This is a genomic window from Pantoea septica, from assembly GCF_002095575.1.
Lineage (GTDB): Bacteria > Pseudomonadota > Gammaproteobacteria > Enterobacterales > Enterobacteriaceae > Pantoea > Pantoea septica.
The window spans coordinates 157092-178513 of sequence record NZ_MLJJ01000001.1; the positions used below are offsets into that span (position 1 = coordinate 157092).

At 58.1% G+C, this 21422-nt stretch carries 21 protein-coding genes and 3 pseudogenes; 13 read left to right on the forward strand and 11 right to left on the reverse strand.

The annotated features are described in order from the left end of the window. Window positions 1-170 precede the first annotated feature (170 nt). The 4 genes and pseudogenes from HA46_RS00765 to HA46_RS00780 all read left to right on the forward strand — a co-directional run. Window positions 171-428 (forward strand): annotated as a pseudogene (locus tag HA46_RS00765) (winged helix-turn-helix domain-containing protein); the annotation flags it as partial. 336 nt (window positions 429-764) lie between these two features. Further along, window positions 765-1256: pseudogene (locus HA46_RS20650) on the forward strand (transposase); the annotation flags it as partial. 148 nt (window positions 1257-1404) lie between these two features. Continuing rightward, window positions 1405-2094 (forward strand): hypothetical protein, encoded by a 690-nt coding sequence (locus HA46_RS00775; RefSeq protein WP_084881891.1) that lies wholly within the window; start codon window positions 1405-1407, stop codon window positions 2092-2094. 4 nt (window positions 2095-2098) lie between these two features. Next, window positions 2099-2515 (forward strand): hypothetical protein, encoded by a 417-nt coding sequence (locus tag HA46_RS00780; protein ID WP_084881892.1) that lies wholly within the window; start codon window positions 2099-2101, stop codon window positions 2513-2515. A gap of 176 nt (window positions 2516-2691) precedes the next feature. Here HA46_RS00780 and HA46_RS00785 read toward each other — a convergent pair. The 3 genes and pseudogenes from HA46_RS00785 to pth form a co-directional block, all read right to left on the reverse strand. Next, a pseudogene (locus HA46_RS00785) lies at window positions 2692-3150 on the reverse strand (DNA-binding domain-containing protein); the annotation flags it as partial. A gap of 661 nt (window positions 3151-3811) precedes the next feature. Continuing rightward, window positions 3812-4903 (reverse strand): redox-regulated ATPase YchF, encoded by a 1092-nt coding sequence (gene ychF / locus HA46_RS00790; protein WP_033789708.1) that lies wholly within the window; start codon window positions 4901-4903, stop codon window positions 3812-3814. 102 nt (window positions 4904-5005) lie between these two features. After that, window positions 5006-5593, reverse strand: a complete 588-nt coding sequence (gene pth / locus HA46_RS00795; protein WP_033747682.1) for an aminoacyl-tRNA hydrolase — start codon at window positions 5591-5593, stop codon at window positions 5006-5008. A gap of 263 nt (window positions 5594-5856) precedes the next feature. Here pth and ychH point away from each other — a divergent pair, with 263 nt between their 5' ends. Beyond that, the gene (ychH, locus tag HA46_RS00800) at window positions 5857-6126 is read left to right on the forward strand and encodes a stress-induced protein YchH (RefSeq protein WP_033789710.1); all 270 of its coding nucleotides are present in this window, start codon (window positions 5857-5859) and stop codon (window positions 6124-6126) included. Between the two features lie 60 nt (window positions 6127-6186). Here the strand turns inward: ychH and prs are convergent, their stop codons facing one another. The 3 genes from prs to lolB all read right to left on the reverse strand — a co-directional run bounded on the left by prs (window position 6187) and on the right by lolB (window position 8749). Continuing rightward, window positions 6187-7134 (reverse strand): ribose-phosphate diphosphokinase, encoded by a 948-nt coding sequence (prs, locus tag HA46_RS00805; protein ID WP_006118899.1) that lies wholly within the window; start codon window positions 7132-7134, stop codon window positions 6187-6189. 137 nt (window positions 7135-7271) lie between these two features. Then, the gene (gene ispE, locus HA46_RS00815) at window positions 7272-8129 is read right to left on the reverse strand and encodes a 4-(cytidine 5'-diphospho)-2-C-methyl-D-erythritol kinase (protein ID WP_084881893.1); all 858 of its coding nucleotides are present in this window, start codon (window positions 8127-8129) and stop codon (window positions 7272-7274) included. Further along, window positions 8126-8749 (reverse strand): lipoprotein insertase outer membrane protein LolB, encoded by a 624-nt coding sequence (lolB, locus tag HA46_RS00820; protein ID WP_084881894.1) that lies wholly within the window; start codon window positions 8747-8749, stop codon window positions 8126-8128. The genes ispE and lolB overlap by 4 nt, the downstream gene beginning before the upstream one ends. 216 nt (window positions 8750-8965) lie before the next feature. On the opposite strand from lolB, the gene hemA reads away from it, so the two are divergent. Genes hemA through kdsA form a run of 6 tightly spaced genes read left to right on the forward strand, consistent with a single transcriptional unit; the run spans window position 8966 to window position 14279 of the window. Next, window positions 8966-10222 (forward strand): glutamyl-tRNA reductase, encoded by a 1257-nt coding sequence (gene hemA / locus HA46_RS00825; RefSeq protein ID WP_033789716.1) that lies wholly within the window; start codon window positions 8966-8968, stop codon window positions 10220-10222. A 43-nt stretch (window positions 10223-10265) separates the two neighbouring features. Continuing rightward, a complete protein-coding gene (gene prfA, locus HA46_RS00830) occupies window positions 10266-11348 on the forward strand; it encodes a peptide chain release factor 1 (RefSeq protein ID WP_033789718.1) in 1083 nt (360 codons plus the stop codon). After that, complete coding sequence (gene prmC / locus HA46_RS00835; protein ID WP_084881895.1) at window positions 11348-12181, forward strand: peptide chain release factor N(5)-glutamine methyltransferase; 834 nt, start codon at window positions 11348-11350, stop codon at window positions 12179-12181. The genes prfA and prmC overlap by 1 nt, the downstream gene beginning before the upstream one ends. 12 nt (window positions 12182-12193) lie before the next feature. Continuing rightward, window positions 12194-12592 (forward strand): SirB2 family protein, encoded by a 399-nt coding sequence (locus tag HA46_RS00840; protein ID WP_084881896.1) that lies wholly within the window; start codon window positions 12194-12196, stop codon window positions 12590-12592. Next, the gene (gene sirB1 / locus HA46_RS00845; protein ID WP_033789725.1) at window positions 12589-13398 is read left to right on the forward strand and encodes an invasion regulator SirB1; all 810 of its coding nucleotides are present in this window, start codon (window positions 12589-12591) and stop codon (window positions 13396-13398) included. The genes HA46_RS00840 and sirB1 overlap by 4 nt, the downstream gene beginning before the upstream one ends. A gap of 26 nt (window positions 13399-13424) precedes the next feature. Then, entirely contained in the window at window positions 13425-14279 is an 855-nt protein-coding gene (kdsA, locus tag HA46_RS00850; RefSeq protein ID WP_084881897.1) for a 3-deoxy-8-phosphooctulonate synthase, read from the forward strand. 178 nt (window positions 14280-14457) lie between these two features. On the opposite strand, the gene chaA is transcribed toward kdsA, so the two are convergent. Then, on the reverse strand, window positions 14458-15549 hold the full coding sequence (gene chaA, locus HA46_RS00855) for a sodium-potassium/proton antiporter ChaA (RefSeq protein WP_033789729.1): 1092 nt from the start codon (window positions 15547-15549) through the stop codon (window positions 14458-14460). Between the two features lie 370 nt (window positions 15550-15919). On the opposite strand from chaA, the gene chaB reads away from it, so the two are divergent. Together chaB and HA46_RS00865 are read left to right on the forward strand one after the other, a co-directional pair. Further along, the gene (gene chaB / locus HA46_RS00860) at window positions 15920-16150 is read left to right on the forward strand and encodes a putative cation transport regulator ChaB (protein WP_033747642.1); all 231 of its coding nucleotides are present in this window, start codon (window positions 15920-15922) and stop codon (window positions 16148-16150) included. A 186-nt stretch (window positions 16151-16336) separates the two neighbouring features. Continuing rightward, on the forward strand, window positions 16337-17014 hold the full coding sequence (locus HA46_RS00865) for a gamma-glutamylcyclotransferase (protein ID WP_033789730.1): 678 nt from the start codon (window positions 16337-16339) through the stop codon (window positions 17012-17014). A gap of 43 nt (window positions 17015-17057) precedes the next feature. On the opposite strand, the gene HA46_RS00870 is transcribed toward HA46_RS00865, so the two are convergent. Genes HA46_RS00870 through tagH form a run of 4 tightly spaced genes read right to left on the reverse strand, consistent with a single transcriptional unit; the run spans window position 17058 to window position 21419 of the window. Beyond that, window positions 17058-18506 carry a serine/threonine protein kinase gene (locus HA46_RS00870; RefSeq protein WP_084881898.1) on the reverse strand — a complete coding sequence of 483 codons (1449 nt, stop codon included), beginning with the start codon at window positions 18504-18506 and terminating at the stop codon, window positions 17058-17060. A 44-nt stretch (window positions 18507-18550) separates the two neighbouring features. Beyond that, window positions 18551-19504 (reverse strand): hypothetical protein, encoded by a 954-nt coding sequence (locus HA46_RS00875; RefSeq protein ID WP_033789732.1) that lies wholly within the window; start codon window positions 19502-19504, stop codon window positions 18551-18553. A 14-nt stretch (window positions 19505-19518) separates the two neighbouring features. Further along, the gene (locus HA46_RS00880) at window positions 19519-20295 is read right to left on the reverse strand and encodes a PP2C family protein-serine/threonine phosphatase (protein ID WP_084881899.1); all 777 of its coding nucleotides are present in this window, start codon (window positions 20293-20295) and stop codon (window positions 19519-19521) included. Beyond that, window positions 20292-21419, reverse strand: a complete 1128-nt coding sequence (gene tagH / locus HA46_RS00885) for a type VI secretion system-associated FHA domain protein TagH (RefSeq protein ID WP_084881900.1) — start codon at window positions 21417-21419, stop codon at window positions 20292-20294. Before tagH ends, HA46_RS00880 begins: the two co-directional genes overlap by 4 nt. Window positions 21420-21422: the final 3 nt, after the last annotated feature.

The window sequence follows — 21422 nt, forward strand, 5'->3', positions numbered from 1 at the left end:
GGCAAGGTGCGCTGAGTCAGGGTGAATGCGGGATAGGGCATAATCTTTAGTAGTTACAGCATACTTATAAAGCGATTAATATGAAGCGAAACAGCAGTGCGAGCTCTGTCTGGCAAGGGAAAAGCACAGATGGCGTTCAGAATGGCCCATACAGGAACGCCCGGGCCCGGACAGCATGTATTATGGGGAACTCCAATCAGTCACGACTCTACCTGTATCACGCTTATCTGGTATATATGAAGGCACACGGCTACAAGAACACACTCAGCCTCACCATGTTCGGCAAGGGCTTGCCAACCATGCTGAAAGAGTACGGCCTGAATGACGAAAAACGATGAACCAGTCAGGGCATGCAGACCAACCTAACGCTCAAAGAAGAAAGCAACGGCGATTGGTTGCCGAAGTGCGATGAGCCTGCATCGAAATAACCTACTTTAGACCGACTTAGCCGGTCTTTTACATCCATTCAAATCAGCTAGTAACTTCGGTTTATTTTTAGAGATTTAGCAGTTTAATTGACGTGATATTCTCAGCTATCATCAGCTTTTAATTTTGTACTCGCGGGGGATCGTAAATTGCAAATTTGCATGATGGACTATAGTCGTCTTTCATCCGACGGAAAAAGCGTCAAATCAAATTGCTATGGCGTCGGTTCGTTTGATGTGTTGTCTGGAATAGATAAATATATTAACAATCCGAATTGAATCGCCATGGGTTTAACAGACACCCCAGAGTCATTTAAGATGACTTAAAGAGAGGGGCCCATGAGCGGTAAGCGTTATCCCGAAGAGTTTAAAACTGAAGCGGTCAAACAGGTTGTTGATCGCGGTTATTCTGTTGCCAGCGTTGCAACACGTCTTGATATCACCACCCACAGCCTTTACGTTTGGATAAAGAAGTACGGCCCGGACTCATCCACTAATAAAGAACAGTCAGATGCTCAGGCCGATATGCGCCGACTCCAGTAGGAGCTGAAGCGAGTTACCGACGAACGGGACATATTAAAAAAGCCGCAGCGTACTTCGCAAAGCTGTCCGACTGAGGTACGCCTTTATCCGTGACCATACCTGTTGCTGGCCTGTTCGCCTGCTCTGTCGGGGGCTTGATGTTCACCCCAGCGGCTTTTACGCCTGGCTTCAGCAGACGCATTCTCAGCGCCACCAGGCAGATGTGAGACTGACGGGACAGATCAAACAGTCTGGCTGGAGTCCGGTTGTGTTTACGGGTATTGCAAGATCCATCTGGACCTGCGGGATGATCCACAAAAAATGCGACAAGGAAAATTGTCGCACTTTAAATGAACCATCGTTTAACTTTTAATAATATTTGATACCAGCTTCAAACGCGACAAGAGCAATTGCTGAGGATAAAGTGACTGTTCAAACCGAACGACATGGAGGTGTTATGAGCAAGCGCATTGACGTGACCGGAAAGAGTGGCGCGACCCTGTCAGCCAAAGGTAGCGGCCTTATCTATACAAAAGAGCTGGGATGGCTTGATCTCGGCCATGCCAGAGGTACAGACATTCGCCTTTTGCTTAACCAGTTCCGCTCTGGTGAAGCCGGAACAAAGGAGTATTACCGGGTTTCATACCGCCAGCAGATGAGCTATCGCGGCACGCTCTTTAACACGGGCCGCTATGTCGAGTGGGAAGTGAAAAAAGGCAGAACCCGGCGAGAGATTGACAGCATTGCACTGGCGATGATGATGCATACTGCCTCACTGTTCGAGCACTGGCAGACCCGCTTTAGCTGGGTTACCGACAGCGGGTTCAGCGCAGAGGATCTGGTTTCTGATCTGCTGGGATTTTACTCGGTTGTCCGCCCCACCAATTACCTTGATTTGTTAACCATCGACCCGAAAGAGAAAGCATTGCGTCGCTGGGACTTTTACGGTTCTGTTGGCCAGAATAAAAATAAGTCTTTCCTGCCGTTGCTTTTCCCTGATCCTAATGACCCCTGCATTCGACACACTCCTTATTATGGCAAATTACCACACTGGATGAAGCAGATTGACCCGTTTACTGATACGGGCAGTAAGATCGCAAGACCGTTAATCAAGAACGGGGTCAGTTTCGGATTTCTGGCGGGCTAGAACCATGAGATTTTTACGTAATACGATATACATTATCCTGGCTGTAATCATTGGGGTTACTGTCTTCGCTGTCAGCTTTTCACCGGCACCGGGCGAAGGTAAAAGCTACAGGGAAAGTGACTCCATCAGTTATTCATGGTTCACCAGCGATTTGATTAAACATGCCCCGAGAATCAGTGAGACATATGACTTTGAGTATCGTGCGCAGGATGGCGCATCACCTGAAATGAATTCAGTCACATTCCATAATACAAATGACGCTGAAAAGATTCGCAGTTACTTCAAAGAAAAAGGCTTTGTTTACGAAACCACGGATAGTTTTGGTGAACAATGGACGCACTATGATTCAGGTCTGGTGATGTCATTAGCCATCGACAAAAACCAGAAAACCGTGGTTCTGACGGAACTTTCATACCCCTGAACACAAAACCCCCGGCACAACACCGGGGGGAATTCGTCAGGCGGTCTGAGAGTCGAGCTTCAACTTTTCTGCAAGCCGGTGCAGGCCGTTAGCTCCCAAAAACTCTTCTGCCCGTTCGGCAAACTCCTGCTAGTTTTCTCCAATAAACCAGGTTAAAACCTCGCGTTCACGCCCTTGCCGTTGAACCAGCGAACGAAGACGTTGTGCAGGTAACCATCGCCATTAATCCATTGCAGGACGTTAAGATGCTCGCTGGGCGGACAGCAGGTGCATCAGGGCGTGTTCACCCTCACGGCAGGCCACGGCCATAGCCTTATCGACGTTTTGCTGTACCCGGCGATAAGCCGTCGAATAAGTCGGAATATTCCAGCCGTGGAATTGCGCCGCGAGTTTCAGCCTTGCATAACATTTGCGAAACGCGGGTTGCTCCGGGCGCAGGAAATCGGCAAGCAGGAATTGCCAGGCATCCTCGTCAAATTCGACCTTCTTTGCTTCATGCTTTGAGCCACCGCGTTTGTCGATAAGAACGCCACCCAGTCAGATTTTGCATATTTCTGCACCTGATAGTATTTATCTCTCAGAGAGGCTGCGCTTACCTGAAACTGGCGGGCCGCAGTCTGAAAGGCTGTTTTGCTCCAGTCTTTACCGGATGAAGTGATGAAAGAGATTTTATCTAAGTATGAAAACGCTGAACATAACAGCCCCGTAGCACCGAGCACGGAACCACGCAGTAAGGCTGGTTAATAGAGAAAATCACATTCAAGTCTTCAAAGCTTGCACCAATCTTTTCTAACTTAATGAAAAGTTTGATTTACATGGAGTAGATACGTAAGACTTGACCACAAGCAGGTGACCCAAACCGCTCTGTTACCAGCTTTGAAGGTTTTTTAAAGGATAAAATAAAATTTAAAAAGAGAAATTCTGATTCGTTTTTTTAGTGAATCAGCCGACAGAAATTCTAATTTTATCCTGGTTCATCAGATACCTCTTTTTCTGACTGCGTACTCTTCACAGCACTTGCCCTACAAGGCCTCTCGTGAATTTCCACATTCTCCAGTCTCTTCCCGGTTAATGTCGTACTTCTAATGAATCAATACAGTCGGTATGGCTCGAGCGATCAGAGGCCACCCGCTGAATACGAAAAAATATTATCAACGGCTCGGAAGTGTCTGGATTATCCGTGGCGATTCAATAAATTGAGGCTTTATGAAATGAAAAATCCACGCAATTGCGTGGATTTTATATTTTTTGATGCCTGTGAGATTCAATGAAACTTCATGAGACAACAAAGCTTGTTTAGACGTTGAACAGGAAGTTCATCACATCGCCATCTTTAACGATGTACTCTTTCCCTTCTGAACGCATCTTGCCCGCTTCTTTCGCGCCTTGTTCGCCTTTGTAGGCGATAAAGTCTTCAAACGCGATGGTCTGCGCGCGGATAAAGCCTTTTTCGAAGTCGGTATGGATCTTGCCCGCCGCCTGCGGTGCGGTGGCGCCGACCGGGATAGTCCAGGCGCGCACTTCTTTCACGCCTGCGGTGAAGTAGGTCTGCAGGTTCAGCAGCGCGTAACCGGCGCGGATAACGCGGTTCAGGCCCGGCTCTTCCAGACCCAGTTCGGCCATAAACTCGGCGCGATCTTCATCGTCCAGCTCGGCGATATCTGACTCTACGGCAGCACAGACCGGCACCACGACGGAGCCTTCCGCTTCAGCGATGGCGCGCACCTGGTCGAGGTAAGGATTGTTCTCGAAACCGTCTTCGTTGACGTTGGCGATATACATGGTCGGCTTCAGCGTCAGGAAGCTCAGGTAGCGAATCGCCGCTTTCTCGTCGGCGTCCAGCTTCAGCGCGCGCAGCATACCGGCGTTTTCCAGATGCGGCAGGCACTTCTCCAGCGCGGCCAGCTCGACCTTCGCGTCTTTGTCGCCGCCTTTGGCTTTCTTCTGCACGCGCTGAATGGCGCGCTCGCAGGTTTCCAGATCGGACAGCGCCAGTTCGGTGTTGATCACGTCGATATCTTCCGCCGGATCCACTTTGCCCGCGACGTGAATGATGTTTTCATTCTCAAAGCAGCGTACGACGTGGCCGATCGCTTCGGTTTCGCGGATGTTGGTCAGGAACTGGTTACCCAGGCCTTCGCCTTTCGACGCGCCTTTCACCAGGCCCGCGATGTCGACGAACTCCATGGTGGTCGGCACCAGACGCTGCGGTTTGACGATCTCCGCCAGCTGATCAAGGCGCGGATCCGGCATCGGCACCACGCCGGTGTTGGGCTCAATGGTGCAGAAGGGGAAGTTAGCCGCTTCGATGCCCGCTTTAGTCAGCGCGTTGAACAGGGTGGATTTACCGACGTTCGGCAGACCCACGATACCGCATTTGAATCCCATGGTTGGTTACCCTTCTAACTTGAGGTGCAACGCCTGCTGCAGGCATTGCCGGAAACGAAAAAATTTGGCGCATTATACACAGAAATCGCGCGGGCAGGGCGTTTAGCTCGCCTTGAACGCGTGCAGCCGGTTCATCGCCTTCAGGCGATCCTCTTTCAGCCACACTTCGGTACAGCGCGCCGCTTCATCAATCGCGTCATCGATCAGCTTCTGCTCGCTGGCGGGCGGCTTGCCCAGCACAAATCCCGTCACCTTGTTGCGATCGCCCGGATGGCCGATGCCGATGCGCAGGCGGTGAAAGTTATTGTTGTTGCCCAGCTTGCTGATGATGTCTTTCAGGCCGTTATGGCCGCCATGGCCGCCGCCCTGTTTGAACTTCGCGACGCCAGGCGGCAGATCGAGCTCATCGTGCGCCACCAGAATCTCTTCCGGCGCGATGCGGAAAAAGGTCGCCATCGCCGCCACGGCCTTGCCGCTGAGGTTCATAAAGGTGGTCGGCACCAGAAGACGCACATCTTCGCCCGCCAGGCTGATACGCGCGGTATAACCGAAGAATTTCGCCTCTTCCTTTAGCGACTGATTATGACGCTCCGCCAGCAAATCGAGATACCAGGCGCCCGCGTTATGCCGCGTGGCGGCGTACTCCGCGCCGGGATTGGCCAGGCCCACAATCAGTTTAATGCTGCTCACGATGATTATCCTGCTCAGGTGGTGAAAAGGCGTTAGTGTACTTCGCGGCAGAGAAGAGAACAAACTTAGCTAAAGCGATATGGTTACGTCGCGTGATTAACTATTTTGTTATTTAAATCAAGCTTCTGAAGGTAAATTTAGGTCAGCCTTTATTAGGGTTTGTGATCCTGGACGCAATTTGTCCAGAGGTCATTGCCTAAACTTATGTCAAGTTAACATTATGTGCGGTTTGTTGGGCTTGTTCATATGGACAGAGGTGAGTTATGAAACATCAACATTGTCGAAAAGCAGGAAACGTCCTGATGATCGTGGGGCTGATCGTAATGGTCTCCAGCATCATCTTCTCCGTGCTTAATCAACTGCCGAGCATTCAGATGCCGGCGCTGCTGGCGCAGGGCGCTATCCTCGGCATCTTTATCGGCGCGCTGCTGTGGCTCGCCGGCGCGCGCGTTAGCGGACGCGAAAGGATCGAAGACCGCTACTTCTGGCACCGCCACTATGACGAGCGCTGCCGCCGCACGCCGCACCACTGATCCGCTGTTTCAGCCATAAAAAAACCGGGCGCATGGCCCGGTTTTTTTATTAGGCGAAAATCAGTGCTCGAACATCGCCGAGATAGATTCTTCGTTGCTGATACGGCGGATCGCTTCAGCCAGCATGCCGGAAAGCGTCAGGGTACGAACGTTCGGCAGCGACTTCATCTCTTCAGAAAGCGGGATGGTGTCGCAGACGATAACCTGATCGATAACCGATTTACGCAGATTCTCTACCGCGTTGCCGGAGAAAATCGGGTGAGTCGCGTAGGCGAAGACGCGTTTCGCGCCGCGCTCTTTCAACGCTTCCGCCGCTTTGCACAGCGTGCCGCCGGTGTCGATCATATCGTCGACCAGCACGCAGTCGCGGCCCGCCACGTCGCCGATGATGTGCATCACCTGAGAAACGTTCGCGCGCGGACGACGTTTATCGATGATAGCCATATCGGTATCGTTGAGCAGTTTGGCGATCGCGCGAGCACGCACGACGCCGCCGATGTCCGGGGAAACCACAATCGGGTTTTCCAGACCAATTTGCAGCATGTCTTCCAGCAGGATCGGGCTGCCGAAAACGTTATCAACCGGGACGTCAAAGAAGCCCTGGATTTGCTCGGCGTGAAGATCGACCGTCAGAACGCGATCGACGCCAACGCTGGAAAGGAAATCCGCGACCACTTTAGCGGTAATCGGCACGCGAGCGGAGCGCACGCGGCGGTCCTGACGGGCATAGCCGAAGTAGGGAATAACCGCGGTAATACGACCAGCAGAAGCTCGACGCAGCGCGTCGACCATCACAACCAGTTCCATCAGATTATCATTGGTGGGAGCACAGGTGGACTGGATGATGAAAATATCACCACCGCGTACATTTTCGTTAATTTGTACACTCACTTCGCCATCGCTGAAACGGCCCACTGCGGCGTCTCCGAGGCTGGTGTAAAGGCGGTTGGCAATACGTTGTGCTAGTTCCGGGGTGGCGTTACCAGCAAATAGCTTCATATCAGGCACGAGAAGAACCTCAGGCTTGGCGTCCAGAGAATGAACGGCGTTACGGTAACCGGCGCATACCGCAGCGCATGTTCATACGGGTGTGTTAATGCGCAGCGTGCAGCGTCTGGAACAGGGTGACACTGTCACACATGCGCTTACAGCCCGGAAAGGGTGCGATGCAGAGGCGAGACGTTAACGCCTCGCGCGACAAATCCGCATACCCATTTCGGGGCGAGTTCCAGCACCTGACGAGCGGCTGACTCGGTGTCAAATTCGGCAAACACGCAAGCGCCAGTGCCAGTCAGGCGCGACGGCGCGTATTCTAGCAGCCAGGAAACAAGCTCATCAACCTCGCGAAAACGTTTTCTTACCACTGCCTCGCAATCATTGTGAAAGGGCGTCGATAAAAGCGCCGCCAGCGAACGCACCGGCGTATCGCGCGTAAGCTGCGGATCGTTAAATACCAGCGGCGTGGGAACGCTTACGCCGGGATGCGCCACCAGATACCATTTTTCCGCCGGATCGGCGGGCTGAAGCTGCTCGCCGACGCCCTGGGCAAAAGCGGCGAACCCTCTGACGAACACCGGCACGTCCGCGCCAAGCTTAATTCCCAGCTCCGCCAGCGCCTCCAGAGAGAAACCGACGCCCCACAGGTGATTCAGCGCCACCAGCACGGTGGCGGCGTTCGAGGAGCCGCCGCCCAGCCCGCCGCCCATCGGCAGCCGCTTTTCTATGGCGATCTGCGCGCCGGCGTCGGTTGGCAGCCGGTGCTGCGCCTGCGCCGCCTGGCGCAGCAGCATCGCCGCGCGAACAATCAGGTTGTCGTCATGGGCGACGCCGTCGACCGGCGTGGTCAGGCTGACGCGGCCGCTGCTGTCCGGCGTGATATGCAGGCTGTCGCCGTAGTCGAGAAACTGAAACAGCGTCTGCAGGTTATGGTAGCCGTCTGCGCGACGGCCGGTGATATAGAGAAAAAGGTTGAGCTTTGCCGGAGCGGGCCAGGTGGTGATCATTGCAGGGTCCAGCTATCCATACGCAGTTTGATGCGCTGGTCGCCTTCGCGCAGCTCCAGGTTCGACGGCAGCGGCGGGGTGGATTTGCTGTCGTAGTCCTGAATCGCGACCTGCCACTTCTGGCCGTCGCTGCTGTAGTTCAGGCTCTTAAGCTGATAATTGCTGTTGAGCTGATAGTCGCTGGCGTCGCCCGGCAGGCCCATCATCCACTGGCGCAGGTTGGCGAGCGGAATATTCATGCCGGTCAGCTGAGAGATCATCTTCTCCGCGTCGTTGCTGACGTAGCGTTTGCCTTTGTTATCCACGATCTGTACGGTGTCGCCCTGAGCGTCGAGCTGCAGTTCGGTGCTGCCGAGCGGGTTGGTCAGCAGCAGGCGATAGCGGTCCGGGGCGGTCTGCTGCCAGTTAAAGCGCGCGTAGACTTTCTGCTTGTCGGAAAGATAGGCGAAGGCGCCGCGTGTCTGGTAGTGCGTGACTTTCGCCACGTCCTGCTGATGCTGCTGCCACTGCGGCGCGGTCGTGCTCGGGCCGGGGCCCTGAGGCTGATTAACGGCGCAGGCGGTGAGCAGAACGCTCGCCAGCGGCAAAAGGCGCAACATAGTGCGTGGTGAATAGGTCATCACGTGGTCATCTCCTCGGACACGTTTTTAATTCGTAACCGATAACGCTAGCGATCCGCTTATGAACCGTCAATGCTGATTACAGGAAAATTGCGCACGATCAGTTTAATCTTATTACAGTCATAGCCTTTGTATGGCTTTTCATGATCTGCCGCATCTTGTAGAATGCGCATCACAAAACCCTGACATTATTGGGACATCCCAACTTTTATCGCCATGACGCTGCTCGCTCTCGGAATCAATCATAAAACTGCACCTGTCGCGCTGCGCGAACGCGTCGCGTTCGGGCCGGACGTGCTGGAACAGGCGCTCGACAGCCTGCTTTCCCAGCCGATGGTGCAGAGCGGCGTCGTTCTCTCTACCTGCAACCGCACCGAACTCTACCTTAGCGTAGAGCAGCAGGCGGATCTGCAGGAGCGCCTGGTGCGCTGGCTGTGTGACTATCACCATCTCAATGAAGAGGACGTGCGTCAAAGTCTCTACTGGCATCAGGACAACGCGGCGGTCAGCCATTTGATGCGTGTGGCGAGCGGCCTCGACTCGCTGGTGCTGGGCGAGCCGCAAATTCTCGGCCAGGTGAAAAAAGCCTTCGCCGATTCGCAGCGCGGCCATGCGCTGAGCAGCGAGCTGGAGCGGATGTTCCAGAAAACTTTCTCGGTCGCCAAACGCGTGCGCACCGAGACGGAAATCGGCGCCAGCGCGGTGTCGGTCGCTTTCGCCGCCTGCACCCTGGCGCGTCAGATCTTCGAATCGCTCTCAACGGTCAACGTGCTGCTGGTCGGCGCGGGCGAAACCATCGAGCTGGTGGCTCGCCACCTGCGCGAACATAAAGTGCAGAAGCTGATTATCGCCAACCGCACGCGCGAGCGCGCCGAGCGGCTGGCGGAAGAGGTCGGCGCGGAAGTGATCGGCCTCGGCGACATCGACGCGCGCCTCGCGGACGCCGATATCGTCATCTCCTCCACCGCCAGCCCGCTGCCGATTATCGGCAAAGGGATGATGGAGCGCGCGCTGAAAGCGCGCCGCAACAAACCGGTGCTGCTGGTGGATATCGCCGTGCCGCGCGACGTGGAGCCGGAAGTGGGCAAGCTGCCTAACGCCTATCTCTACAGCGTCGACGACCTGCAGGCGATCATCGAGCAGAATATGGCGCAGCGCAAAGCCGCCGCCGTACAGGCCGAAAGCATCGTGGTGCAGGAGAGCGGCGAATTTATGTCCTGGCTGCGCGCCCAGAGCGCGGTCGAGACCATTCGCGAATACCGCTCTCAGGCGGAAAGCGTGCGCGCCGATCTCGAATCGCGCGCGCTGGCCGCGCTGCAGCAGGGCGCCGATCCGCAGAAAGTCCTGCAGGAGCTGGCGCACAAGCTGACCAACCGTTTAATTCACGCACCAACCAAATCCCTGCAGCAGGCCGCCCGCGACGGCGACACTGAACGCCTGCAATTGCTTCGCGACAGCCTCGGTCTCGAGTAGACTCACGGGCTGTTGCCCTCTGTGACGAGAATCCCATCACGACATGAAAACCTCTATTGTTGCCAAACTGGAAGCGCTGCAGGAGCGCCACGAAGAAGTGGAAGCGATGCTCGGCGACGCCAGCGTTATCGCCGATCAGGACCGCTTCCGCGCGCTCTCGCGCGAATATGCGCAGTTAACCGACGTGACCCAATGTTTCCGCGCGTGGCAGCAGACGCAGGAAGATATCGAAACCGCCCAGATGATGCTGGACGATGCCGAGATGCGCGATATGGCGCAGGAAGAGTTGCAGCAGGCGCGCGCCGAGAGCGAGCGGCTGGAGCAGCAGCTGCAGGTGCTGCTGCTGCCGAAGGATCCTGACGACGAACGCGCCTGCTTTATCGAAGTGCGCGCCGGCACCGGCGGCGACGAGGCGGCGATCTTCGCCGGCGACCTGTTCCGCATGTACAGCCGCTACGCTGAAGCCCGCCGCTGGCGCGTGGAGATCGTCAGCGCCAACGAGGGCGAGCACGGCGGCTATAAAGAGGTCATCGCCCGCGTCACCGGCGACGGCGCCTATGGACGCCTGAAGTTTGAGTCGGGCGGCCACCGCGTGCAGCGCGTGCCGGAAACCGAATCCCAGGGGCGTATCCATACCTCGGCCTGTACCGTGGCGGTGATGCCGGAGGTGCCGGAGGCGGAGCTGCCGGATATTAACCCGTCCGATCTGAAGATCGACACCTTCCGCTCGTCTGGCGCGGGCGGCCAGCACGTCAACACCACCGACTCCGCCATCCGCATCACCCACCTGCCGACCGGCATCGTGGTGGAGTGTCAGGATGAGCGTTCGCAGCACAAAAACAAAGCCAAAGCGCTGGCGGTGCTGGGCGCGCGCATTCGCGCCGCAGAGATGGCGAAGCGCCATGAAGCGGAGGCGAGCACGCGCCGCAACCTGCTCGGCAGCGGCGACCGCTCCGATCGTATCCGCACCTACAACTTCCCGCAGGGGCGCGTTACCGATCACCGCATCAACCTGACCATCTATCGCCTTGACGAGACCATGGAAGGCAAGCTGGATAACCTGATTGAGCCGATCGTGCAGGAGCATCAGGCCGATCAGCTGGCCGCGCTGGCTGGTCAGGAGTAATGGAGTTTCAGGGCTGGCTGAAACAGGCTGTCGCCGCGCTACAGGGCGGCGACAGCTCGAAGCGCGACGCGGAGATCCTGCTGGGGCACGTCACCGGCAAATCGCGCAGCTGGCTGGTGGCGTTCGGCGAGACCGAACTGCTGCCTGAACAGCTGACGCGCCTCGACGCGCTGCTGGCGCGGCGCGTGCAGGGCGAGCCGGTGGCGCATCTGATCGGCGAGCGCGAATTCTGGTCGCTGCCGCTGCGCGTTTCCGACGCGACGCTCATCCCGCGACCCGATACCGAAGTGCTGGTAGAGCAGGCGCTGGCGCGCCTGCCCGCCGCGCCGGCGCGCATTCTCGATCTCGGCACCGGCACCGGCGCCATCGCGCTGGCGCTGGCGAGCGAACGGCCCGACTGCGAGGTGCTCGGCGTCGATCGCATCGAGGCGGCCGTGGCGCTGGCGCAAAGCAATGCCGATCGGCTGGCGATCCCCAACGCCGCGTTCGCTCTGAGCCACTGGTTCGACGCGCTGCCCGCCGCGCGCTTCGACCTGATCGTCAGCAACCCTCCCTATATCGACGCGTGCGACCAGCATCTCTCGCAGGGCGACGTGCGTTTCGAACCGCGCAGCGCGCTGGTGGCCGACGAGGCGGGGCTGGCAGATTTGCGCCTGCTTATCACCCAGGCGCCGCAGTGGCTGGCGCCAGGCGGCTGGCTGCTGCTGGAGCATGGCTGGCAGCAGGACGCGGCGGTGCGCGCGCTGATGCAGCAGCACGATTTTCTTCAGGTCGCGACCGTGAATGACTACGGCGGCAATCCGCGCGTCACGCTCGGTCGCATTCCCTCTTAAAAAGGACGTTACATGGCCGCTTACTATCCGCTTATCAAGCAACTGCATCTGCTGACGGTGTTTATCAGCATTGCGCTTTTTATCGTGCGTTTTTACTGGCTGCGCAGCGGCTCGGCGCTGCTGCAGCGCCGCTGGGTGCGCATTACGCCGCACGTTAACGACACCTTTTTACTGCTGACTGGCGTGCTGCTGGTGATGATTACCCACTTTTACCCGTTCTCTCCGCAAGGAAGCTGGCTGACGGAGAAGCTTTTAGGCGTTATTATCTACATCGCCTTAGGTTCCGTGGCATTGAGTCGTCGCCCGCGCACCAGCCGTACGCGCTGGATCGCTTTCCTGGTCGCGCTGGTCGCGCTGGTGACAGTGATTAAGCTGGCGGTGACCAAAATGCCGTTATTGGGGATAGTATGACCTCCACAGAGCAATTAGATTTTAGTCAGACGCCGCTGTGTGAAGCGGTGATTGGCGCCACCCGCGCGATTCGCGCCGATTTTCCCGCCTCGTCCGTGCAGGAGCAGCTGGCGACGCTGGTGGCGGAAGCCCGCCGCTACGTGAGCAGCGAACAGGACGCCGACATGCAGCTTGAGAAGCTGCTGGAGCTTTTCTACCGCCAGTGGGGCTTTGGCGGCGCCAGCGGCATCTATAACCTTTCCGACGCGCTCTGGCTGGATAAAGTGCTCAAGACGCGTCAGGGCACCGCGGTGTCGCTGGGCGTGATCCTGCTGCATATCGCCCAGGCGCTCGACATTCCGCTGATGCCGGTTATTTTCCCTACGCAGCTGATTTTGCGCGCCGACTGGATCGACGGCGAGATGTGGCTCATCAACCCGTTCAACGGCGAGACGCTCGATACCCATACGCTGGAAGTGTGGCTGAAGGGCAACATCAGCCCCACGGCGAAGCTCTACGACGACGATCTGGAAGAGGCGAAGACCATTAGCGTGATGCGCAAGATGCTCGACACCATGAAGGCGGCGCTGATGGAGGAGAAGCAGATGGAGCTGGCGCTGGGCGTGAGTCAGGTGCTGTTGCAGATCGATCCGGACGACCCTTACGAGATCCGCGATCGCGGTTTGATCTACGCGCAGCTGGAGTGCGATCATATTGCGCTAAACGATTTAACCTATTTCGTTGAGCAGTGTCCCGAGGATCCGGTCAGCGAGATGATCAAAGTGCAAATTCACGCAATTGAACAGAAACAGGTGACGCTGCACTAAGCGCACCACACCATTAAGGAAAGGGCATGACTCAGAAAGTCGTCACTATTGGTGATATCAAGGTCGCTAACGATCTGCCATTCGTGCTGTTTGGCGGCATGAACGTGCTGGAATCGCGCGATCTCGCCATGCGTATTTGCGAACATTACGTGAAGATCACCGACAAGCTCGGCATTCCGTACGTGTTCAAGGCCTCTTTTGACAAGGCGAACCGCTCTTCCATCAAATCCTATCGCGGTCCCGGCCTCGAAGAAGGCATGAAGATTTTCCAGGAGCTGAAGCAGGCGTTCGGCGTGAAGATCATTACCGACGTGCACGAGGCGTCGCAGGCGCAGCCGGTGGCCGACGTGGTCGACGTGATCCAGCTGCCCGCCTTCCTGGCGCGTCAGACCGACCTGGTAGAGGCGATGGCGAAGACCGGCGCGGTGATTAACGTCAAGAAGCCGCAGTTCGTCAGCCCGGGCCAGATGGGCAATATCGTGGATAAGTTCGCGGAAGGCGGCAACGATAAGGTGATTCTCTGCGATCGCGGCAGCAATTTCGGCTATGACAATCTGGTCGTCGATATGCTCGGCTTTAACGTGATGAAGAAAGTCACCAACAACAGCCCGGTGATTTTCGACGTGACCCACGCGCTGCAGACGCGCGATCCGTTCGGCGCCGCTTCCGGCGGACGTCGCGCCCAGGTAGGCGAGCTGGCGCGCGCCGGCATGGCGGTCGGTATTGCCGGTCTGTTTATCGAAGCGCATCCGGATCCGGATCACGCGAAGTGCGACGGCCCGTCCGCGCTGCCGCTGGATAAGCTGGAGCCGTTCCTGATGCAGATGAAGGCGATTGACGACCTGGTGAAGAGCTTCCCGGAGCTGGATACCAGCAGGTAACTCGCCCTTCAGCGGCGAAATAAAAAAGAGCGACGTTAGTCGCTCTTTTTTTTGCCGCTCGTCCCGCGCGGACAGGCACCTTTTCCCTGAGGCGCGCCCGTGGCCAGGCGTTGTGTCCCTGGCGCGGACGCTTTACGTCACCCGCGTTTACCTTATGCGTGCTCTGAAAGGCGTCATGTCAGAGCATGATCGTCAGCAGGTAGCCGGCAAAAATCGCCAGGTGCGCGGCGCCGTTCAGCACGTTGGTGCGCCCGGTTGAAAACGAGATATGACACAGGATGAGCGCCGCTGACATCATCACCATCTGCGGCGGCTCAAGGCCGAACACCAGCTGCTGGTCGGTGAGGGTGGCGATAATGGTCACCGCCGGCACGGTTAGCGAAATTGTCGCCAGCACCGAGCCGAAAAAGAGGTTCATGGCGCGCTGCACCTGATTCATCAGCACCGCCTTCAGCGCGCCCAGGCCTTCCGGCGACAGGATCAGCAAAGCCACCAGGAAGCCGGTGAACTGCGCGGGCGCATTAAACTCCGACAGCAGATGCTCCAGCGTATTGGCGTTCATCTTGGTGACGCTGATGACCGCAATCAGATGCACAATCAGCCAGACGGTGTGCCAGACGCTGCTGTGCGCCGAAGGCTTGCCGTGGTGCGGATCGCCATCATCGCTGTCGTCTTCATGCTCGTAAACAAATAAACTCTGGTGGGTACGCGTCTGAATCAGCAGGAAAACGCCGTACATCGCCGCCGAAATCGCTGCGATCAGCAGCGCCTGCGTGGTCGTAAAGTTGCCGCCCGGCAGCGCGTTGGGGAACACCAGCACCAGGATCGCCAGCGGAAAGATGGCGATCAGATACTGCTTTACCCCGGCAAGATTCACATACTGCGTGGCGAACTTGCGCCCGCCCAGCAGCAGCGAGAAACCCACCAGCCCGCCGGTGACGATCATAATGATAGAGTAGAGCGTGTCGCGCATCAGCGCCGGCGCGGCATCGCCCGTAGCCATCAGCGCGGAGATCAGGCTGACCTCAAGGATAACCACTGACAGGCTGAGGATCAGCGAGCCGTAGGGCTCGCCCAGCCGGTGCGCCAGCACGTCGGCATGGCGCACCACGCTAAAGGCGCTGCTGAGGATCGCGACCAGCGCCAGCAGGTTGATGCCGATAACCGCGGGCAGGGAGGTTTGTCCGCCGAAGAAAAACAGCACGCCCAGGGCGGCGAGGGGAAGTATCAGCGAGAACTCTTTGTGACGTGTTTTTTCATGTGTGGTCATTCACCATCCTCTCAAAAGAAATGCTTCGGCGAAACCCAACGGGGCTTCACAAAATAGTAGATCTTTTATTACCTCTGAAAGTGTAACTTTTCGCCGTTTAATCTGGGTAAAATTTACCGGTTTTTACTTTTTCGACAATCAACGACCATCTCGTCAAAAGGAGATAACAACATCGTTTATTGTTTTCTATTCATAGTATTAACTTTATGAGTCAGGCACTAATTACGCTTTTAAAAGCAAATTAAAATGCTGATAACCTTTATTTTCAGGCGTTTCGTCCGATTTTTTAGAAAGGGAGGGCTTAATGACAAGGTTGTAATTTTTTCTTCATGCGCCAGGCTTAATGCGGGCCCTTAATGGAGGAAATGCAATGCCTTACAAAAATCGTGAAGCGCTGCCGGATAACGTGAAACATGTACTGCCGCCGCATGCGCAGGAGATCTATCAGAAGGCGTTCAACAGCGCCTGGGATCAGTATAAAGACAAAGATGAGCGACGCGGCGACGAGTCTCAGGAAGAAGTGGCGCACAAAGTTGCCTGGTCGGCGGTGAAAAAGGAGTATGAAAAAGGGGACGATGATAAGTGGCACCCTAAGAAGTAGGCGCGGGAAGGGGCCGGCGCAGCCGGCCTGACGCGGCGCTTTTTTAATTTCTCGCCTGGCCGCGGCCTTGAAAGCGGTGCAGAAAATGCATACTGTCAGTGCAGGCTGCGGCTCAAGAATGTCGCCCGTTAGCCGATTTTATAAGGGAGCCCGTCGGACAGGACGTTAAAAGGTCAGGAGGTCGCATTGTTAACCCGAGAATTTTTATTAAAAGCAGACTGCAAAACCTCATTCGGCGATATTGAGGAATCGCTGCTCTGGAGCTGCGAGCAGCGCGCCGCATCGCTGGCGGCCACGCTCGCCTGCCGTCCCGACCAGAGCCCGGTCTGGATCTTCGGCTATGGTTCGCTGATGTGGAATCCTGTTTTTGAAGCGGACGAGGTCGCATCCGGCACGCTGGAGGGATGGCACCGCGCTTTCTGCCTGCGCCTGATCGCCGGCCGCGGCACCTCGTCCCATCCCGGCCGCATGCTGGCGCTGAAAGAGGGCGGTTCGACCAGCGGCCTGGCGTTTCGCCTGCCGGAGACGCGCCTGCAGGAAGAGCTGGAGCTGCTGTGGAAGCGCGAAATGATCACCGGCTGCTATCTGCCGACCTGGTGCGAATTAACGCTGGAGGATGGGCGCAGCGTCACCGCGCTGGCCTTTATTATGGATCCGCGCCATCCGCTCTATGAATCGGACTCCTGTCCTGAGGCGATCGCGCCGCTGATCGCAGCGGCAAGCGGCCCGCTGGGCAGCAACGCGCAGTATCTTTTTTCGCTTGAGCAAGAGCTCGCGAAGCGCGGCATGGAAGAGGAGAGTTTAAGCCGGCTGGCGCACCAGGTGCGCGCGCTGCAGGCGGGCGTTCGCTGCGCGCAGGGCTAAAGGGTAAGGCTCGCGGCGTGTTCATCCACGCCGCGAAAGCGTGCTAGTTGCCCGGGTTAAGCAGCCAGGTGCCTGGCTTGTCGATCACCAGCGACTGCGCGCGCATGCTGGTGCCTGAATGCACCTCGATACGATACTGACCCGCCGCCAGGTTGAGCGTGGCGAAACCGTTGCTGCCGGTTTTTACCTCCACCGGCTGGCCGTTGAGCACCACGTTGGCGCCGCGCTCCAGCTTGAGGTAGACCGTCGCCAGCGCAGCGGGCGTCGCAGGCGGCGCGCTATTCACTACGGGGTTTTGCGCCACCGCAGGCGTCGCGTTTTCCGGCGTCGCGTCGCGCCTGTTGGTCAGCCAGGTGACCACCACTACCGCCAGCAGCGCTGCGGCCGCCAGGGCCACCAGCCCCGGCGACAGGCGGCGCGCGTTGCGCGGCGTTACCGGCTCGACGCTGGGCGAGGCGTGATTCACCGCCATCACTACCGGCGCGGGCGTGACGACTTCCTCTTCCTCCACCACGAGGGTCGGCGCGGGCGCAGCAGCGACCGGCGGCGGCTCCGGCGCAGGCTGCAGGCTATTGACCACCGCCTCCACGTCGCTGACGGGCAGATCGATAAGCGCCGCAAAGGCGTCAATCGACTGCGGGCGATCGGCAGGCTTCATCGCCAGCGCGCAGTCCACCGCGTGAAGCAGCGGCAGCGAATAGCCGGGCGGCTGACGCTCGACCAGCGGCTCATAGTTATCCTCAATGCAGCGCACCACGCTCACCGGCGGCGGATTGCCGGTGATCAGACTGTGCAGCACCGCGCCGAGCGCGTAAATATCGGTCCACGGCCCCTGTTCGTTTTCACCCTCTTCGCTGTACTGCTCAATCGGCGCGAAGCCGGGCTTGAGCATAATCTCCGTTTCGTCCGACAGATTGCCGATCTCTTTGCGCGCCGAGCCGAAGTCGAGCAGCACCGGCAGCTGGTTTTCCTGAATCTGAATATTATCCAGCGAAATATCGCGATGCAGATAGCCCGCCTGATGGATAGTGCTGATGGCGCCGAACAGCGGCGGCAGCAGGCGACGAATCCAGGCCTCGCTCACCGCATCCGGGCTGGTCTGCTGCCACTCTTTCAGCGTCATGCCGCTGTAGTAGAGCGTGCCCATATAGGCGGTACCGTTCTGCTCCCAGAAGCGCAGCACGTGCAGCAGGCCGGGATGGTTGAAGCGCGCCAGCAGACGCGCCTCCTGTATAAAGCTGGTCAGGCCGGCGTTAAACAGCTTTTGATAGCGTTCGCCGCGCAGCTCCAGCGACAGATCCTCGGCGCGCACCGCCAGCGACACCGGCATATACTCTTTAATTGCGATGGTGCGTTCAAGCTGATGATCCCAGGCGCGATAAACGATGCCAAACCCGCCGCCGCCAATCACTTCCTTGATTTCAAACTCGTTAAATCGGTATCCCGCAGGGAGCGCGTTGGGCACCGCTTTCTGATTATCATTTGCCGACATAGTGAACTCTCTGAACACCGCCTGGCAGCCAGGCTGCGCTGTAATTAATTGATGTTACGCCACGCACCTATCGCCGGATCAACCAGATCGGCGTGCAAGGTATCGATCAGTAACACATTCACTTTTTGCTGTGGCATAAACTGCGGTCCCCAAAGACCACGCAACGTTTCCACCCGCGATTTCACGGCGTCCGGATCCTGCTGCGCCGTATTTTTGTCCATTTTCACCAGCAGCGCGCCGTTAAAGCGCCAGACGTGGCTCGCCTCGTCGAAAGGCAGCACCAGCCAGCTGTCCGCAGCATCGGCGCGCGTCACGATCATGCGCTCTTTATTCGCAGCCACCACCTGCAGCGAGTTGCCGGAGATTTGCAGGTTCGCGATAGGGTAGCCCTGATAGAAGGTGACCGGCAGAGGCGTGTTTTTGCCCTTGCTTGCCAGGATTAACGCGCTTTTGCCTTCCAGCCAGCCGTCGTGCGGGCACTGCGCCTGCGCGACGTCTGGAATAAACAGCGACTGGCCGTCGGCGTCCCACGAGGTGCGGAAGCGGCAACCGCCGGGCAGATCGAAATGCTGCAGCGGCGCGCTGTTGGCCGGACGCGACAGGTCGAGCGGCGCCGCGTTGGCGGCGCTGGCGCTGGCGGTCGCGTCGGCCATGACAATCGGCCGCCAGTTTTGCAGCTTGCTGGCGCTGCCGCTGGCCAGCACGCCGCCCTCTTTGTTGGTCATCTGCCAGGGCAGCTCATCCAGCGTGCCGCACTGGTTCGCCAGCAGGGTACCGACGCGCGGCAAAAAAGTCGTCAGCACGGCGGAATCGGTGCTTTTGCCCGAAACGATGCGCAGCGGCAGCGACTCTTTGCACCAGTCGTCGGGCGCTTTGCTTTTTACACCGTCGATAAAAACTTCCAGCGCCAGGCTGGGAGAGTAAACCACGCGATAATCTTCGGCCTGCGCGCTGAAAGCGATAAGCAAGGTCGCAATGCCGGACAACCACAATTTCATAAGGATCCTTGGTATCAGTCGCGGGGCGGCAGAAAACGTGCCGAATCCGCCGCAGAATAAAGCAACGTGGCGTCCTGAGGTTCGCCGATCCACACAGAGAGCGCGCTGAGATTGTCCTTTTTCACGCTGCGGCTGACCGCTTTTTCCATCAGCGCCAGCCACTCTTCGCAGGCGTTCACCATGCGCAGCGCCTGCTCCATTTCTCTGGCCGTCAGATTAAGCCAGAAACCGTCGGTGCAGACCAGAAAGGCGTCGCCATCCTCCAGCGCCAGCTCGGCGGAGAAGGTCACCGGACGCGCCGGATCCGCGCCGAGCGCATTATAGAGTAAATTACTGTTAATGCCGGTATTTTCATAGCCCGCATCCTTTAACTGCTGCGCCAGACTGTGATCGCGCGTGACGTCGAACAGCGTGCCGTGGCGAAAGTGGTACACCCGGCTGTCGCCGGCGTGCGCCCACCAGGCGCGCCGCTGTGGGCGGTCGATAAACAGGGCCGCCAGCGTGGTGCTCATGCGGGAGAAACCCGGCTGCTGCGCCTGCGCCTCGCGCAGCGCCGCGCGGCAGCGTTCAATCGCCGCAAGCGTGTTCTCCGGCGTCAGCCGCGGCTGGTCGCGCAGATCGGCGAGCAGGGTATCGCGCACCAGCTGTGCGGCGCGATCGCCGCCTGCAAGGCCTGCCACGCCGTCGCAGACCACAAAGCAGGCTTTCTCATCAGTGATCTCCGCGCCGGTGCGGTCCTGGTTCTCGTCGCGCAGCCCCTGCTGGCAGCGGCTGGCAAATACAATCTTCATGCGTCGTCCGTCCGGGTCTGCGAATCTTTATACTGGTTTACTTCCACATCGTAGGCGTGCAGAAAGGCTTCGCCGAACAGGGTGTGGAAGTCATCTTCGATCTCGCCGGCGGTGCGCTGATAATTACGCGTAAAGTAGTCCCAGAGCGCGGCTTTTCGGGCGGCGGAGAAGGGGAGTTTGGGCAGCACGCCCTCGCTGCGCGCCTGCTCTTCCAGACGCTGCGGGTTAAACGACTGCAGCATGGCGGCGATAATGGCGCGAATACCGGCGATCATGCCGAGCTGATGCGCCTGCAGATCCACCAGCGCGTCGCGCACCGCCTGCTCCGGCGGCATAAAGCCGGGCATCTGGCTCTGATACATCTGCATCAGCACGGTTTTGCCGGAGGGCAGGATCTTAAAGGGATTGTTCGCCTCGTTCAGGATCATGGTCATATCCGCCTTGACGCCACGCTTCAGGATCTGGCGCGACGACAGCAGCGCGACCGTGCCCTGCGAAAAGAGGCTCAGCATCCGTCCCGTAACGCGCATCTGCTCTTCGTCGATCGGCGTGGCGTGGCCGTTGTTCAGCCCCATCCCCTCCAGCAGCGCGGCGATTAGCTTCTCCTGATCCTGTGAAGCGATGCCGGTCGGGCGCGGCGCCTCGCTCTTTTGCGGATCGATCGCCAGCCGCGCATCGCTGTGGCGCGACGAAGCAGGCGCCGCAGAGAGAACGCTCGCCGTTGGTTCGACCTCAAACATGCCCAGCGGATCGCCCTCTAACTGCAGTTCGCTGACGAACAGCGCCAGCGGATCGTCCTTCGACGCGTCGGCGCGCGCCGGATCCTGCACGGCAAGCTGATATTCGCCGATTTGCAGCGCATCCCCATGGCGCAGCTGAACCTGCATTCCCCGCTCGAGCGCGACGCCGTTGTGCACCACCGCGGTCACGCTGCCCTGGTTGGTCAGGCGGCACTCGCCGTCGGCGGAAAGGTGCACCAGCGCCTGCAAGCGCGAAATAGCGCGCGATTCGTCCGGCAATACCAGATCGTTATCCTGGCTACGGCCGATGGTGCCGCCGGGCGGCTGAAACGCCACGGTTTTTACCGGAACATCCGTATTGCACTGCACAATGGTAAATTGCATGAG

Coding starts and splice junctions, on each gene's coding strand:
- HA46_RS00775 (WP_084881891.1), top strand. CDS start 1,405: ATGAGCAAGCGCATTGACGTGACCGGAAAGAGTGGCGCGACCCTGTCA.
- HA46_RS00780 (WP_084881892.1), top strand. CDS start 2,099: ATGAGATTTTTACGTAATACGATATACATTATCCTGGCTGTAATCATT.
- ychF (WP_033789708.1), bottom strand. CDS start 4,903: ATGGGATTCAAATGCGGTATCGTGGGTCTGCCGAACGTCGGTAAATCC.
- ychH (WP_033789710.1), top strand. CDS start 5,857: ATGAAACATCAACATTGTCGAAAAGCAGGAAACGTCCTGATGATCGTG.
- ispE (WP_084881893.1), bottom strand. CDS start 8,129: ATGATCACCACCTGGCCCGCTCCGGCAAAGCTCAACCTTTTTCTCTAT.
- lolB (WP_084881894.1), bottom strand. CDS start 8,749: ATGACCTATTCACCACGCACTATGTTGCGCCTTTTGCCGCTGGCGAGC.
- hemA (WP_033789716.1), top strand. CDS start 8,966: ATGACGCTGCTCGCTCTCGGAATCAATCATAAAACTGCACCTGTCGCG.
- prfA (WP_033789718.1), top strand. CDS start 10,266: ATGAAAACCTCTATTGTTGCCAAACTGGAAGCGCTGCAGGAGCGCCAC.
- prmC (WP_084881895.1), top strand. CDS start 11,348: ATGGAGTTTCAGGGCTGGCTGAAACAGGCTGTCGCCGCGCTACAGGGC.
- HA46_RS00840 (WP_084881896.1), top strand. CDS start 12,194: ATGGCCGCTTACTATCCGCTTATCAAGCAACTGCATCTGCTGACGGTG.
- sirB1 (WP_033789725.1), top strand. CDS start 12,589: ATGACCTCCACAGAGCAATTAGATTTTAGTCAGACGCCGCTGTGTGAA.
- kdsA (WP_084881897.1), top strand. CDS start 13,425: ATGACTCAGAAAGTCGTCACTATTGGTGATATCAAGGTCGCTAACGAT.
- chaA (WP_033789729.1), bottom strand. CDS start 15,549: ATGACCACACATGAAAAAACACGTCACAAAGAGTTCTCGCTGATACTT.
- chaB (WP_033747642.1), top strand. CDS start 15,920: ATGCCTTACAAAAATCGTGAAGCGCTGCCGGATAACGTGAAACATGTA.
- HA46_RS00870 (WP_084881898.1), bottom strand. CDS start 18,506: ATGTCGGCAAATGATAATCAGAAAGCGGTGCCCAACGCGCTCCCTGCG.
- HA46_RS00875 (WP_033789732.1), bottom strand. CDS start 19,504: ATGAAATTGTGGTTGTCCGGCATTGCGACCTTGCTTATCGCTTTCAGC.
- HA46_RS00880 (WP_084881899.1), bottom strand. CDS start 20,295: ATGAAGATTGTATTTGCCAGCCGCTGCCAGCAGGGGCTGCGCGACGAG.
- tagH (WP_084881900.1), bottom strand. CDS start 21,419: ATGCAATTTACCATTGTGCAGTGCAATACGGATGTTCCGGTAAAAACC.